Raw genomic sequence first — 13,876 nt, forward strand, 5'->3', positions numbered from 1 at the left:
GCCTAGCGTGCGGCGAGAGCGCGGTCCATCCAGCGCGCCTCGTCGCCCATCGCGGTCCGGAACGCCGATAGCGTTGCGGCGCTGTCCTGCCCGGGCTGTTCCTCGACACTCAGGATCAGCGTCTGCACCGGTGCGGCGGATAGGCGAAGCCGGTCGAGCAGTGTGGCAAGTTTGAGCCTCGCTACGCTGCCGGTGACAAGATCTCCCCGGCGGTAGCTGGTCTGAGCGAGGCGTTTGACCTGCCCGCGCGCCAGCAAGATTTCGCCGTGCCAACGGGTGTTGGAAGGTGCAGCAGACAGCCAACGCCATTGACTGCCGGGCACCAGCGCGCCCTCCCCATAGGACCCGGCTTCCCGGCCCTCGCCTTGCGCCGCATAGGTAGCCAAAGCGACATCGACCTCACGGCCCGCAGGATCGCGATAACGCGCGATCATCCGATGATCCGCCCCCCCTGCACGCGGTTGCCAGCCTATCTGCGGTTCGTACGAAACCGCGCTCCAGCCTGCCACAGCCGGCATGGCCATTTGCTGCGGCAGCGGCGCTTCAAGGCGAGCCGACAAGGCCGACCAGACCGCAACCAGAACCAGTAACGCGCCGGACGCCAGCAGCACGGCGTTGGAATTAAGCCTGTATGCCGCAAGACGGGAAAGGTACGTGCTGTTCCCGATTGCCGCCGCGTCGACGGGCTCCGCCGTCAGATCGCGGTCGAAGAAGCGCCAGCTCGCTGCGAGCAAAGCCGCAACGACCAGCGCGAAAAACACCCAGCCATAAAAGATATGGTCGAACCCGGCGGCAAATTCGATCCCCTGAGATTGCGCGATGTAAATCGTGCCCCATGCCCGCACGCCATTGGCAAGGATTGGCAGAATGATAGCAGCCGTCATGAATGCCGCGCGGCGTTTCCTGCTGGTAAAGCAACTATGCGCGACCAGCGTGCCAAGAGCGAGCATTGCCACCAGGAATTTAACCCCCGAGCAGGCCTCCGCAACTTCGAACAGGCCCGCTGGCGTGTCGATGAAAACGCCGTCGATAAAGGCAGGAATGCCGCTCCACATCGTCAACGCGATCGTGATTTTGGCGGTCAGCATTTGCAGTGCCGGGACCAGTTCGTCGCCGAAGGGCACCAGGAACAGCAAATAAACGAGCGGGAACAGCAACGCCCAGCCTATGCGCGGGCCCAATAACGCCAGCGCGCCTGCCTGCAAAGCCAGCACCGCGCCCAACTGGCTGACGGTATTGACGCCCGCCATCGTGCCGAGCAGCCATCCGAATAGACCGCACCCCAGCAAAACCAGACCCGGCCACCATCCTTTCGGTTTGAACGAAGCCAACGCCGCGCGGCGCTCCCAGATCAACCACCCGACGATAAAAGGCACGAACAACACATGGTTGTAGGTGGAGATATTCCACCACTGATCCGCCATCGCCGCCCAGTCGCGTGCGGTCAGCACCATGATGCCCAGCGACAGCAGCGCCAGACGGGCCAATGGCCGCCGCCAATCCGCCGCGATGTGCGACTGCCAGCTCCCGTCGCGGATGGGTCCGAGAATGAAGTCAGGCGACAAGGGCGCTCTGCCGCTGCGCGCGCGTACCGCAAACGATGTCCGCCAGTGGCGCAAGTATCGCTGGCCAGCTCTGCTGCGCCAATACGTAATCACGCGCCGCCTCGCCCATCGAGTGGGCCAGCGCGGGATTATCGAGCAAACGAAGCGCCAGCTCGACGAGCCTCAAATCATCCGACCCAACCGCGAAGTGCGCGCCGTCGGTCGCATCGATGCCGGTTGCAGCTTCGGTGCTGAGGAGCACGGGCCGCGCCATGGCCATCGCTTCCAGCACCTTGTTCTGGATGCCGCGTGCAATCTCCAGCGGCGCGATGACGATATCGGCTGCTTTCAAAAACGGCTTTACGTCCGGCACTTCGCCCCAGACGCAGATGCCGTCCTTGCCATTGCGCACGGTCAGCTCCTCGACCGGTGCACGGCCCACCACGTGAAAGGTTGCATCGGGGTGGCGCGCGCGAATGGGTGGAAGGATGCGGTCCATTACCCGCAGAGCGGCTGCGACATTGGGCGGATAATCCATCTGCCCAGTGAAGACGATATGCGGATCGCCGGACATGAGACCGGTATGGGCGACAACCTTTGCAGGATCGAACAGAGCCGCATCGATGCCGTTGCGGATGGTGCGTATGTCGGGCGTTTCGCTGTCGGTCAGCCGTGAGCGAAACAACTGCGCCTCGGTGTCCGTAATCAGCAGCGTCGTATCGGCGCGGTTGGCGATACGCTCTTCCTCGATTGCGAGCAGCTTCCCTTCGCGCCGGTCGATCACGCTGCGCGGTCCGGTGATCTGCGCGCCATAGGCCTCGAACTTGGCACTATCGACGTCGCACAAATCGACTACCACACGGCCCGTAAAGTCGTCCGGTATATACTGCCCCATCTGGCCGGAGAACACGAAGATCGTGCCGATATTGCGTTCGGTCAGAACCTGCTCGATCCAATCGCGCATGGCGTGTGCGTGAAAGGCAGTCAGGCTGACCGGCTTCCCGGTTGCGATCGCCTCGACACCGGCCAAGCTAAGCGGTTTGCGGCGTTCAAGCAGGCGGTGCGAAGCGGCAATCTCGGCCAATTCGGCTTTCGCGGCCATGTCGGCTGCGGTCTCACCAAATGTGCCGACATGGACCGGCGCGATTTGCGCTAGAGCCTTCAGCAAGTGATGCGACCGGATTTTGTCCCCGCGATCAGGTGGAAACGGGATACGATGGGCCAGGAACAGTATCTCGCCATCATGATCTGCGGTTGCCATTCCGCTCATGCCAGACCGCGCGCGATCAGCGGGCCGAGGCGGTTCGCGACCGGCAATGGCAAACGCTTCCACAAATCGATCTTGCGCGCATAGGTCGCATCGGTGGGATCGATATTGCGCACAGGCGCACCCGGCGCGCTCCAGCTAGCATATTCCAGCGGCTCTGGCTCGAAGCCCCAGTTCTTTTTGTAATTATACGGACCGCTATCCGTTTTGGAGCGTCCGAAATCGAACCGCGTGCAGCCGCGCGCGCGCGCATGGCTCATCAACTCGTAATAAACCCGTTCGTTTGCACGCAGTCCGCGTGCGGCAAAGGTACCGCCCCCCCAGAACGGCATCACGGTTCCGCGGTGGTACAGATTGAGCACCGCGGAAACCGGCTCTCCCTTGTGACGCGCGACCACGATGTCGGCCCCCTCTCCCAACCGATCGAGAACGGCGTCGAACAGGCTGCGCGGGAATACCGGCGTACCAAGGTTGTGCACGCTGGCGGCATAGGTCGCGTAAAAGGCGCTGCGGTGCGCTTGGTCAGTGCCGAAACTGACATCCAGATCGGCTTTCAGCCCTTTGCGAATTTCGGCGCGGTGCTTGCGCGGAACGGCTGCCAGTTCGGCATCGTCATTGGCTTCGAGCTGTTTGGCAAATCCTGAGTGCTTGCCGGTGATTGGCTCCCAGCCTTCGGGACAATCGCCGCCGCGCAATTCAACGCTGTCGCAGCTGTAGCGGACGGCGAGTTCGGTGGCGCTTTCGGCTAGCTTCCGCGCGGCGCGGCTGCTTTCGGCGAGAATGCCGCCGCCCACCGCAAACCCGCTGGAAACCAGCGCGCGTCCGAATATCGGCGAATGGACCAGGGTCAACGAGAGCCAGCCGGTCAATTGCCCGCCTTTCTCGGCAATTATCCCAGTGGCGGTCTGGCCGGTGCCTTCCGCCGTCGCCAGCAGCCAGGCCGGGCGGTGGAACACGCTGCCGCCCATTGTTGCCACGAACCCTTCGATCCGCGCGACCTCCCCCGGATCGCGCAAATCGGCGACCGTTACCCGTTCGCGGCACAAGGGGAACGGCGCGTTCAAGCGGCCAGATCCACGGCACGGCGGGCTTCGATATGTGCCAGCATGTCCATCCGGCCCCACGCGAACTCGTGTACTAGCTCACGTAGCTTGGGCGCCATCTTGTGGAGGTTGGTGTAGTGCCGCAGCCGCGATTTCAGCGGTGCACCTTCCACGCGGGGCTGTTGCGGATCGATCTCCCACGGGTGGAAGTAAAATATGGCGGGCCGCCCGTCGGTGCGGTTGACCTGGCGAATGGCCCAGCGTGAAAAGGCGTAGGGCAAGACGCGAAAAAAGCCGCCGCCACCAGCCGCCAGCCGTTTCCCGCCGAACATCGCAGTCGTGACCGGGATTTCGACGAGGTCCGCCCAAGGTAGCGGCTTGAATGCAAAACGCGGCGCCTCGCGCCAGCCGTAATGGTCGTGAGCAACGGGCGCGACGCTGGACGAATAGGCGTAACCCTGCTCCGCCAGTTCGACATAGGCCCACGGGGTCCGCCCATCGATGCTGAAGCTGGGCGCGCGGTAGCCGGTGATCGAGGTGCCGGAAGCATCCTCGAGGATCTGGCGGGCCTTGGCAATATCGGCACCAAATTCCTGGCGCGTGAAGTTGAACACCCGCGCATGGTCGAATCCGTGGCTGGCGATCTCGTGCCCGGCATCGGCAATCCGGCGGATCAGGGCGCCGTGACGCTTGGCGACCCAGCCGAGCGTGAAAAAGGTGGCCTTTACGTCGGCTTCTGCAAACAGGTCGAGAATACGTGCGACGTTGTCTTCCACCCGAAGGGACAATCCGTCCCAGTCGTCGCGGTCGATAACGTCCTCGAACGCCCCGACCTGAAACCAGTCCTCCACATCGACGGACAAGCCATTGACGACTGGGGCCGCTTCGAACTGCTGGATGGGTTTCTCGATCATGCTTGTGGACCCTACGCGCGGATCAGGCCGCCTTGCGTGCGGTCTCGCCTTCGACGTACTCAATCAACATGGTCAGCACATCGCGCACGGCACGGTCCTGATCCGCCATCTGCTGTTCCAACTCGGAATAACGGGTAGACATGCTTGCGTCACTCGCCTGCAAGGCTTCGATAGCCTGTTCGAGTTCGGCAATGCGGTCGTCGCGGTCGTCCTGTTCGCCCTGAAATACAGCGGACTGCGGCGCTTCCTGTGCGAGTTCGGGCTCGGATGCTGGTTTAGGTGCAGCAAAAGGTACCGTCGCGATTTGGGCAGGTTCCTCGACAGGTGCGGCAGTTGCTTTAGGAAATGCGCTATCGCCCTGCATTTCCTTCAACACGGACGCGAGCATTGCTCCGTCAATTCGGCTGCGCTGTTCCACTGCGCCCAGCAGGAGCAGGCGGGTCGCCACTTGGTTGACCTTGCGCGGAATGCCGCTGGTCGCCTCGTACATGTCAGCAAATACGCGCTGGTCGAAAGCGGGATTGCCCTCCCATCCGACGCATTCCAGCCGGTGGCGCACATACGGTTCCAGTTCGGCGGATTCCATCGCGGCGAGATGGTGGCTAGCGATGACACGTTGGCGCAGCTGCTCCAGGTCCTTGTGCTCGGCCAGGGTCGCCCGGAATTCGGGCTGACCCAGCAGCAGCACCTGCAGCAGCGGATGCGATCCCAGTTGGAAGTTCGACAGCATCCGCAATTCCTCCAGCGCATCCACGCTGAGATTCTGCGATTCGTCCACAACCATAAGGCAGCGGCGACCGGCGCGGGCTTCCTCGTGCAGAAAATCCTCGATTGCGCCCAAGGCGCTGGCCTTGTCATGCCCCTCGATATCCAGCCCGAAGCTTTGCGCGGCGATATGGACCATTTCCTCGCCATCGAGGCGGCTGGTCACGATTTGCGCGACGGTCATTTGCTCCGGATCTATCTTATTCACCAGATGCGCGACCAGCGTGGATTTACCCGCGCCGACTTCGCCCGTAATCACGATGAAGCCTTCGCCCTGCGCCAGACCATAGCCGAGATAGGACAGCGCCTTTTTATGCGTGCTGCTTTCGAAATAGAATTGCGGGTCCGGCGTCAGCTGGAACGGTCGGCCGGTCAGGCCATAGAAATCATCGAACATCGAATATTCCCCAATCAGAAATCGTAGCGCAGGCCGAACAGGGCGGAAGCGGTGGTCAGATCGTCGCCTGCCGCATCGGTATCGAGATAATCGACACCAACTGCGGCGCGGGCAGACAAGCCCGCCAGCAGGTTGCGGCTATACGCGGCTGATGCGCCCAACACCGTGGTATCGCCGCCGTCGAAGCCGGAGTTCAGCCAGTTGGCATAGGCATTGACGGAGAAGCTGGAGCGCGCATCCAACTGGCCGCTGAAATAGCTGGTCAGGAAATAGCTTTCGTCCACTACGCCATTGGCCGAGGCCAGGATGGTGCCGGGTGCCGCGATGAATTTGCGCCGGTCGTACCCTGCCCCGATGCCGGTGCTGAACCGTCCGATCTGCCGGGCATAGCTGGCCACCACACCCCGGCCGCGGAAGGTGGAACTGCGCACCGAATTGAACGCATTGCCGAAGCAGGCGCTGCCTTCCAGGCTGGCGACGCATCCGGTCAGGTCCCCGGTCAGCAGATTGCGATTGGCCTCGAAATCGGTCGGCAGGTTGGCAATCGCCTGATTGAACTGACCGCCGAAACCGCTGACGCTGTCATATACGCTTACATTCAGCGAGCTGCGGCTGGACGGGGCCCAGGCGAAGCTGCCGTAATAGGATGTGCTGTCGTACCGCTTGCCGACATGGGCCTCCAGCGCAGTGCGGCGGCTTGGCCGCCATACGACGCCGGCATCCCAGATCAGACCGTCCGTTTCGAATGCGATCTGGCGCGGTTCGCTGTTGTCCGTGACCAGACGTCCGTCGGCCCCGACTACCGGCACGCCGTTTGCATCGCGTACCGCGTCGCGGCCCGATATCTCCACATTTTCATATCCGACACCCGCCACCAGTGCGAGGTCGGGTCCGACCGGCACGGTCACGTCGCCCCGCACATACGCATCGCGCACACGCTGATCGAGGTTGGACACATCCTCCTGGAAGAACCCTGCCCCCACACCGAGCCCCACGGGCAAGGGTTCGTTCGGTGCGATGCCGGCGTGGATATTGGCGGAATGCACAGTGGAATCGTCGAACACATCGACCGGCGCTGCGCCCGGTGTCGCAATCAGCGCATCGGGCGCGTCCACGGCGTTGTAGCCGAAGCGGTAATTGGCATCGATCGCAACATCGCCTGCGCGCGTGACCAGTGTTGGACCGGCATAGGCGCTGTAGATAGTACTTTCGCTGTCGGTGCGCGTGTCCAGTGCGTTCAGCGTGGTGCCGCCATTGCCGTCCACTTGCGTGCGGGCGGCAAGCGCGCCTGCCTCGATCGTCAAGCCGGGCGTGATGGTCGTGTATCCGCGCGCCACGCCGCTGATGGAATCACTATCGGCCACATCATCGTCCCAACCGATGTTGCGCTCGTAGCGTAGCGAGACGGAAGCGGCGTTGTTACGCCCCTGGATGCTGGCCTCGACCCCTGCGGCAAGCTGGGAATAGGTTACCACCTCGTCTCCCGGCGAGATCTCGGCCAGCAAAACCTGGCTCGCCTCGATGTAAGGCGTGACTTCGACCCGGCCCGAGCCTGCGCCTGCCGAACGATTGTCATCGCGCTGCGGTGGCGCCGCGTCCTGCGCGGCCACCGGCATGGCGCAAGAGAGGGCCACGATGGCGGTCAAAGTAGTGAAAACTTGCGTTTTCATGATGTTATTCCCCATACCCATAATAGGATCCGAAGCGGCGACCGCTTGGGCTGAAGCTCGAAGCATTGAGCAGAAGTTTGAGATCGGGACAGGCGGCAAGGAGCTGCACCGCATCCTCCAGCGCATTTTGTCCGGTGGTATCGGCGCGCGCGACCAGCACTGTCTGGCCGACATGCTTGGCGAGTTCCGCCGCTGGCGAAGCGGCCAGCGCGGGCGGCGTGTCGAAAATCACCATGCGCCGGTCGGCACCTGCCGTCAGTCGGTCCAGCACATCGGCAGTACGCGTGCTGGCGAGGTATTCCGCGTCGGCACCCGTGCGCGTACCGGCGGGCAGCACCCACAAACCGGGAATGTCCGTCCCCAACACGAAGTCTTCGACAGCGACACTTTCGTTGGACAGCGCATCCATCAGCCCCGGCCCCGCGGGAAGACCCAGCAGGTCGACGATCGACGGATTGCCGAAATCGGCGTCCACCAGCAGCACTTCGCCATCGCGTTCCGCAGCCATCGCGATGGCCAGATTGGTCGCGCAATAGGTCTTGCCCTCACCCGGTAACGGCGAAGTCACCATGATCCGGCGCGACGCGTCCGTACCGCGTTCCCGCGCTGCACCGATCAGCTGGCGCTTCACAATGCGAAATTCCTCCAGCAAGCCGCTGGGTCCGGTACCGGGCAAGATCATGCCTTTTTCCGCAAGCCGCCCGGTATCGATGGCGTGCTGGACACCCTGGAACACAACCCTGCGCGAACCGTCAGCAGGTGGTTCAGCAACCATCTCTTGCATCGGAACGGTGGCCGGAACAGAAAAACCGGTCATATCCGGGGATACGAAATCAGCGGGCGCTGCCACCGGCTCGGCAGTGGTCTGCCCGGTCGTCGGCGCCGCAGCTTCGCCCGCCGTTTTACGGACGGGACGGGCACGCTTCATACGGCGCTCGTCCAAAGTTTCGGGCATCGGGGCGGCTTTGAAGTTGCCCAGCCCAAAGGCTCCACTGGCTTTTTCCAGCAGCGAGTTGTCATCTTTTCCGGCAGGTTCGCCGGGGAGCGGGATCTTGGTGTGTTCGGTCATGCCCTGTTCCTCACGCAACCGTGCCGCGCTGAAGGATTTCCACCGCCAGCAACATTACGAACAATCCGCCCAAAGCCGCGCATCCGGCGACGAACATCTTGAATTGGCGCGCTCGCAATGCCCGTGCGCTGTCGGTCAGGGTGGCGGAAATCGCGCCAAGCACCGGCAGGTCGAGCGTGCGCTCCAGCTTGGCCGTGGTGGCGAAAGTGGATTTTAGCTGGCTGAGCGCAAAGGCCGCGGCGACGCCCGCACCGATGCCCGCAACCAGAACGCCCAGCAGCAAGAGCGGACGATTGGGCGCAGCCGGGGCGATGGGCGTGGACGGCGGATCGATAACCTCGAAACGGAATGAGCTTCGTTCGCTTTCCACCTGACCTCTCAACTGCATTTCCTCGCGGTCCTGCAGCAATTCGTCATACTTCGTCTTCAGGACTTCGTAATCGCGGCTAATGCGGTTGGCTTCGGCGGCGACCGATGGTTCGTTCGCCTGGTTCGCAAGAAAGCTGGAATAATCCGCACCCAGCGCGGCCTTGCGCGCTTCCAGCGACTGGACGTTAGCCTGCCGTTCGGCCTGAATCGAGATCAGCGAAGTATAGGCCGGATTGGGGGAGCCGCTCGCTTCTGGCGACCGTTCGTTGGCCGCCTGCTGTCGTAACAGCGACACCTGTCGCTGGCTGGCGATAACGTCGGGATGTTGCGGCGTCAGGCCGCGCGCTTGCAAACCGGCCAGCTGCGCCTGCGCCTGCTGCAACGCAGCACGTGCGCCGCCTTGTTGGGCAGCCGGTGTCATGATCATCCGGGGTGTGCCTGCAAGCTGCCCGTTGATGGCGGCTAGCGCGCTGCGGGCGGCGGCAAGATCGGCATCGACACCGCGCAGTTCGGTCCGGGCGCGATCGAGCTTGCTGTTGATGGCGGTGCTGCCGCCGATCAGTTCGGGATTGGCTGTCTCGAAAGCCAGCCGGTTCTGCTCGGCTTCTTCCAGTTCGACTTTGCGCTCTTCCAGTTGCTGGTCGAGGAACACGATGGTCTGCGCCACTTCGCCGCGATTTCCAGCGATGTTTTCCTCACGGAAGATATCGATCAGTTTTTGGACTACGTTCTGTGCCAGCTTGGCATTTTCGGCGTCGGAGAACTCGCTCTTGCCGACAGTCGCGGTGATTTCGAACAGATTGTCCTGCTCGCTGACGATGGTCACGTTCTCCGCCAGCGATGTCGTGGCACGCTCCATCGTGCGCGGGTCGCCGATGTCGGCTCCCAGCGCGGTCGACTTGATGACCTTTTCCAGGTTCACTTGGCTGGTCAGCGTCGTGCGGACCCGCTCGATTTCCTGCTGCCCGCCATTGGCAATGCCGATTTGCTGAGCCAGTACATCATCCAGCTGCACGAAGATGCGCGCTTTGGACTCGTAGGAATTAGGGATCATGGCGACCACCAGCCAGCCCAGGATGCACACGCCCCAGGCAACGCCAAGCACCAGCCAGCGTCGGTTCCACACCGAGTGCAGCCCTGCACGGATCTCTTCGAAGACTTCGTTCATCGGTCCGCGTTCCTCAGAACATGCTTTCGGGGATGATGATCACATCACCCGGCATCAGCATGACATTGGCGCTGCTCTCGCCCTTTTTCAGCAGGTCACCCAGCCGCAGGGCATATTCCGCCTGCCGTCCCACGCGCTTGTCGAAACGGATCAGCTTGGCGCGGTTGCCAGCGGCAAATTCGGACAGGCCGCCCACCGCGATCATCGCGTCGAGCACGGTCATATTGGCGCGGAACGGGATCGAGGCGGGTTTCTCGGTCGCGCCGATAATCCTAACCTGCTGGCTGAATGTGCCGGCAAATTTGTTCACGATGACCGATACGATCGGTTCCTGAATGAACTGGCTGAGCTGCAGGCGGATATCCTGTTCCAGCATCGTCGGCGTCTTGCCTACGGCGGGCATATCGCTGACTAGCGGAATGGTGATACGGCCGTCGGGGCGCACCTGGATCGCCTGCGCACCAAGTTCCGGATTGCGCCAGACGTGAATGGTCAGCTCGTCGAGTGGGCCGATCACGTATTCCTCACCCGGACCTTCCTGCATCGAAACGAAAGCGGCTGGCGGCAACTCGCGTCCGCCGCCTGTTCCCGCGCAGCCGGAAAGCGACAGCGCAGCAACGGCAGTGCCGGCAAGAAGAGGGGCAAATCGGGTATACGGCATCACATTCAATCCTCGGCCTGAGCGGCGAACGTCCTTATGTTTCCGGGGAGGAGCGACCTCCTGCCGGCGGACTGACCCGCGTGGTTGAGAGTCTGATGCGCTTATTTGGTGAATAAGCCGTTAGGATTGACTGGCTGGTTTGGGGCCGGTCCCAGATCGGGACGCGGGCTTGCCGAAGGGTTAAGACCCCGGCGCGTTACACCAGCAGTTCGAGTGCGGGGCCCTGGCCCAGAAACGCGGATGGCGAGGCAGTTGCGCCGTACGCGCCGGCGCAGAAGACGGCGACGAGATCACCCACTTCGGCCCTTGGAAGGTGTGCCTTGTCCAACAGCCTGTCGAGCGGCGTGCACAAACAGCCGACAATGCTTGCGACCTCGATCGGTGCCGCTTCGAACCGGTTGGCGATGGCAACCGGGTAGTTGCGCCGTATCACGGTGCCGAAATTGCCGGACGCCGCCAATTGGTGATGCAGCCCCCCATCGGTCACGAGATAGCTTTCGCCATGGCTCACCTTCCGGTCCAGAATACGGGTGAGATACACGCCCGCTTCGCCAACCAGATATCGCCCAAGCTCGATGCATAAATGCGTATTGGCGAGGCGCGGCGGAAGATTGGCAAAGCGCTGCTCCAACCCAGCGCCGATGGCGGTGATATCGAGCGGCTGGTCCTTGTCGAAATACGGAATGCCGAACCCGCCGCCCATATTCAGCTTTGGCAGATCGACGCCGATCTCGTCGGTAAGCCGCGTTGCCAGATCGAGCACGTTCCCCTGCGTCTCGATGAGCGACTCCGCGCTCAGCGCTTGGCTGCCGGTATAGATATGCAGCCCACGGAAATCGGCGCCTGCCGCGATGATCTGCCGGCCGAGTTCGGGCACGCGCTCCGCATCCACTCCGAACGGCTTTGCCCCGCCGCCCATCTTCATGCCGGACCCCTTCATCTCGAAATCAGGGTTCACGCGTATGGCAAGACGCGGGGTCATTCCGTTTTTTGCCGCTATGGCGAGTGCGCGCTCCGCTTCGCTTTCGCTTTCCAGATTGAGCGTGGCGCCCGCCATGATTGCCGCGTCCAGCTCACGATCCCGCTTGCCCGGCCCGGCAAAGCTGATGGGGCCCGCATCCATTCCCAGCCTTTGCATGATAGCCAGCTCACCGCCCGAAGCGATGTCGAACCCATCCACTAGGCCCGCCATATGGCGGATCACGTTATCATGCGGGTTGGCCTTTACGGCGTAGTGTATCGCGAGCCGGTCAGGCATGACGGCACGCAGGTCCGCCATTCGCTGATCGAGCAGCCGCCTGGAATAGACGAACAGCGGCGTTTCCCCGGCGTCCTCCACCAATTGCGACACTGTTCGGCCACCGATGGCGAGTTCGCCGTCCAGCGTTTCGTACCCGGCGGGAATCGGACCTGTCGGCTTCATGACGCTGCACCGCCAGATTGCCGTGCGAGGACATCCGCGACGATTGCCGCCCGGTCCAGCTTGCCATTTACATTGGTCGGAAGCTGTTCGCGCCAGTGGATCGTCGTGGGTTGCATGAAATTGGGCAATAGCTTGGCAAGCGCCTTGGTCAAAGCCGCTTCGGCATCGCTTTCAGCCAAACCATCCGGGGAATGGCTGGCGACCAGATGCACCGCTTCGCCCAGTCGCGTGTCTGGCACACCCAGCGCGATCGCTTCGGCAACCAGCCCCGTGGATATGGCGGCCTGTTCCACTTCGGCAGGGCTGATGCGGTTGCCGGCGCTCTTGATCATAGCGTCGCGGCGGCCCACGAAATAAAGCAGACCATCGGCGTCGCGGCGCACACGGTCGCCCGACCACACCGCCGTGCCGCCATAGCTACTGGCAGCAGGGGCGGGTTTGAACCGTTCCGCCGTGCGAGCATCGTCCTGCCAATAGCCCTGCGCCACCAGCGGTCCGCAATGCACCAGCTCGCCCTCCTTACCGGGCGCGGCGAGTTCGCCGTCATCCGTTATCACCAGCACTTCGGCATATGGTATGGCCTTGCCCATTGAAGTCGGATGGCTGGCTACCATTCGCGGCGGAAGGTAGGTGGAGCGGAACGCTTCGGTCAGGCCGTACATCGGCACGATATCCGCTTCGGAAGCCATGGTTTGCAGACCGGTAACGAGGTCGGCCGTAAGCGCACCGCCACTATTGGTGAGGCGGCGTAGAGTGCGGACCGCATCGGTCGGCCAATCCAGCTCCGCCAGTTGCAACCACAGCGGCGGTACGGCGGCGAGCGTTGTCACGCCCTGCTTCGCGCAGGCCTTCACCACGTCGCGGGCGAACAGATAATCCAGCGGGACGATCGACCCGCCTGCATACCATGTCGACAGCAGCTGGTTCTGACCATAATCGAAACTGAGCGGAAGCACCGCCAGCGTCACATCGTCCGCCGCCAGCTCGAGGTAATGCGCCACGCTGACCGCACCGAGCCACATATTCGCATGGCTCAGGATCACCCCTTTGGGAAGGCCGGTCGAACCCGAGGTGTAGAGGATCGCCGCCAGTTCGTCCGGGTCGTGAGTCGATGGCCCGAGCGAAGCCGTATGCGCATCAAGCTCGGCTAGAAATTGCGCTTCGTCCCATGATCGGCAGTCCGCAGGTACATCACCATCGTTCAGCGACTTCAGCCGCGAACCGGTGGCAATAAGCGCCGACGCGTTGCAGTCGGCCAGAATATGTGCCGCCTGGGCGCGCTTCAGCAGCGGATTTATCGGCACATGCACCAGCCCCGCCCGAGCACAGGCAAGCGGCAGCAGACACGTCGCTGCCCCCTTGGCAGCCCAGCTTGCCACCCGAGCGCCATGCGGCCAGCCCTGCGATGCCAACCATGACGCCATAGCGCCGACACGGCTTCTTAAGTCCTGATGGGTAAGCACGCCTTCGCGCAAGACAATCGCTGGCGCGCCTGCCTCACCGCGTTCGGCCAGATGGTCGAGCGGTTTGGGGTCGGCGGCAGGAATGTTTTCGGCAGTAAGGCGCGAAAGCGTGCGCGGCATAAG

The 13,876-nt window shown here is 62.7% G+C and carries 11 protein-coding genes; all 11 read right to left on the bottom strand.

What is annotated here, in order from left to right:
• Positions 1–2 precede the first annotated feature (2 nt).
• Positions 3–1,565, bottom strand: coding sequence for an exosortase A (gene xrtA / locus HME9302_RS06275; RefSeq protein ID WP_115366311.1), 1,563 nt, complete (start codon positions 1,563–1,565; stop codon positions 3–5).
• On the bottom strand, positions 1,555–2,805 hold the full coding sequence (locus HME9302_RS06280; RefSeq protein ID WP_115367527.1) for a TIGR03087 family PEP-CTERM/XrtA system glycosyltransferase: 1,251 nt from the start codon (positions 2,803–2,805) through the stop codon (positions 1,555–1,557). Before HME9302_RS06280 ends, xrtA begins: the two co-directional genes overlap by 11 nt.
• Positions 2,806–2,810: 5 nt before the next feature.
• Positions 2,811–3,875 carry a FemAB family XrtA/PEP-CTERM system-associated protein gene (locus HME9302_RS06285; RefSeq protein ID WP_115366312.1) on the bottom strand — a complete coding sequence of 355 codons (1,065 nt, stop codon included), beginning with the start codon at positions 3,873–3,875 and terminating at the stop codon, positions 2,811–2,813.
• Positions 3,872–4,768, bottom strand: a complete 897-nt coding sequence (locus HME9302_RS06290; protein WP_115366313.1) for an XrtA system polysaccharide deacetylase — start codon at positions 4,766–4,768, stop codon at positions 3,872–3,874. Before HME9302_RS06290 ends, HME9302_RS06285 begins: the two co-directional genes overlap by 4 nt.
• A 22-nt stretch (positions 4,769–4,790) precedes the next feature.
• Positions 4,791–5,930, bottom strand: coding sequence for an XrtA/PEP-CTERM system-associated ATPase (locus HME9302_RS06295; RefSeq protein WP_115366314.1), 1,140 nt, complete (start codon positions 5,928–5,930; stop codon positions 4,791–4,793).
• Positions 5,931–5,944: 14 nt separating this feature from the next.
• Positions 5,945–7,600, bottom strand: coding sequence for a preprotein translocase subunit YajC (locus HME9302_RS06300; RefSeq protein WP_115367528.1), 1,656 nt, complete (start codon positions 7,598–7,600; stop codon positions 5,945–5,947).
• 4 nt (positions 7,601–7,604) lie between these two features.
• Positions 7,605–8,669 carry a P-loop NTPase family protein gene (locus tag HME9302_RS06305; protein WP_115366315.1) on the bottom strand — a complete coding sequence of 355 codons (1,065 nt, stop codon included), beginning with the start codon at positions 8,667–8,669 and terminating at the stop codon, positions 7,605–7,607.
• Positions 8,670–8,679: 10 nt separating this feature from the next.
• Positions 8,680–10,206 (bottom strand): XrtA system polysaccharide chain length determinant, encoded by a 1,527-nt coding sequence (locus HME9302_RS06310; RefSeq protein ID WP_115366316.1) that lies wholly within the window; start codon positions 10,204–10,206, stop codon positions 8,680–8,682.
• A gap of 13 nt (positions 10,207–10,219) precedes the next feature.
• Positions 10,220–10,867, bottom strand: a complete 648-nt coding sequence (locus HME9302_RS06315; RefSeq protein WP_115366317.1) for an XrtA/PEP-CTERM system exopolysaccharide export protein — start codon at positions 10,865–10,867, stop codon at positions 10,220–10,222.
• 196 nt (positions 10,868–11,063) lie between these two features.
• Positions 11,064–12,290, bottom strand: a complete 1,227-nt coding sequence (locus HME9302_RS06320) for a pyridoxal-dependent decarboxylase, exosortase A system-associated (RefSeq protein ID WP_115366318.1) — start codon at positions 12,288–12,290, stop codon at positions 11,064–11,066.
• Positions 12,287–13,873 (bottom strand): acyl-CoA ligase (AMP-forming), exosortase A system-associated, encoded by a 1,587-nt coding sequence (locus HME9302_RS06325; RefSeq protein WP_115366319.1) that lies wholly within the window; start codon positions 13,871–13,873, stop codon positions 12,287–12,289. The genes HME9302_RS06320 and HME9302_RS06325 overlap by 4 nt, the downstream gene beginning before the upstream one ends.
• Positions 13,874–13,876: the final 3 nt, after the last annotated feature.

It is taken from the genome of Alteripontixanthobacter maritimus, from assembly GCF_003340475.1.
Lineage (GTDB): Bacteria > Pseudomonadota > Alphaproteobacteria > Sphingomonadales > Sphingomonadaceae > Alteripontixanthobacter > Alteripontixanthobacter maritimus.

Bases quoted from the DNA above. Each gene is read 5' to 3' on its own strand.
- HME9302_RS06280 (WP_115367527.1), bottom strand. From the start codon at position 2,805: ATGGCAACCGCAGATCATGATGGCGAGATACTGTTCCTGGCCCATCGT.
- HME9302_RS06290 (WP_115366313.1), bottom strand. From the start codon at position 4,768: ATGATCGAGAAACCCATCCAGCAGTTCGAAGCGGCCCCAGTCGTCAAT.
- HME9302_RS06295 (WP_115366314.1), bottom strand. From the start codon at position 5,930: ATGTTCGATGATTTCTATGGCCTGACCGGCCGACCGTTCCAGCTGACG.
- HME9302_RS06300 (WP_115367528.1), bottom strand. From the start codon at position 7,600: ATGAAAACGCAAGTTTTCACTACTTTGACCGCCATCGTGGCCCTCTCT.
- HME9302_RS06305 (WP_115366315.1), bottom strand. From the start codon at position 8,669: ATGACCGAACACACCAAGATCCCGCTCCCCGGCGAACCTGCCGGAAAA.
- HME9302_RS06310 (WP_115366316.1), bottom strand. From the start codon at position 10,206: ATGAACGAAGTCTTCGAAGAGATCCGTGCAGGGCTGCACTCGGTGTGG.
- HME9302_RS06315 (WP_115366317.1), bottom strand. From the start codon at position 10,867: ATGCCGTATACCCGATTTGCCCCTCTTCTTGCCGGCACTGCCGTTGCT.
- HME9302_RS06320 (WP_115366318.1), bottom strand. From the start codon at position 12,290: ATGAAGCCGACAGGTCCGATTCCCGCCGGGTACGAAACGCTGGACGGC.
- HME9302_RS06325 (WP_115366319.1), bottom strand. From the start codon at position 13,873: ATGCCGCGCACGCTTTCGCGCCTTACTGCCGAAAACATTCCTGCCGCC.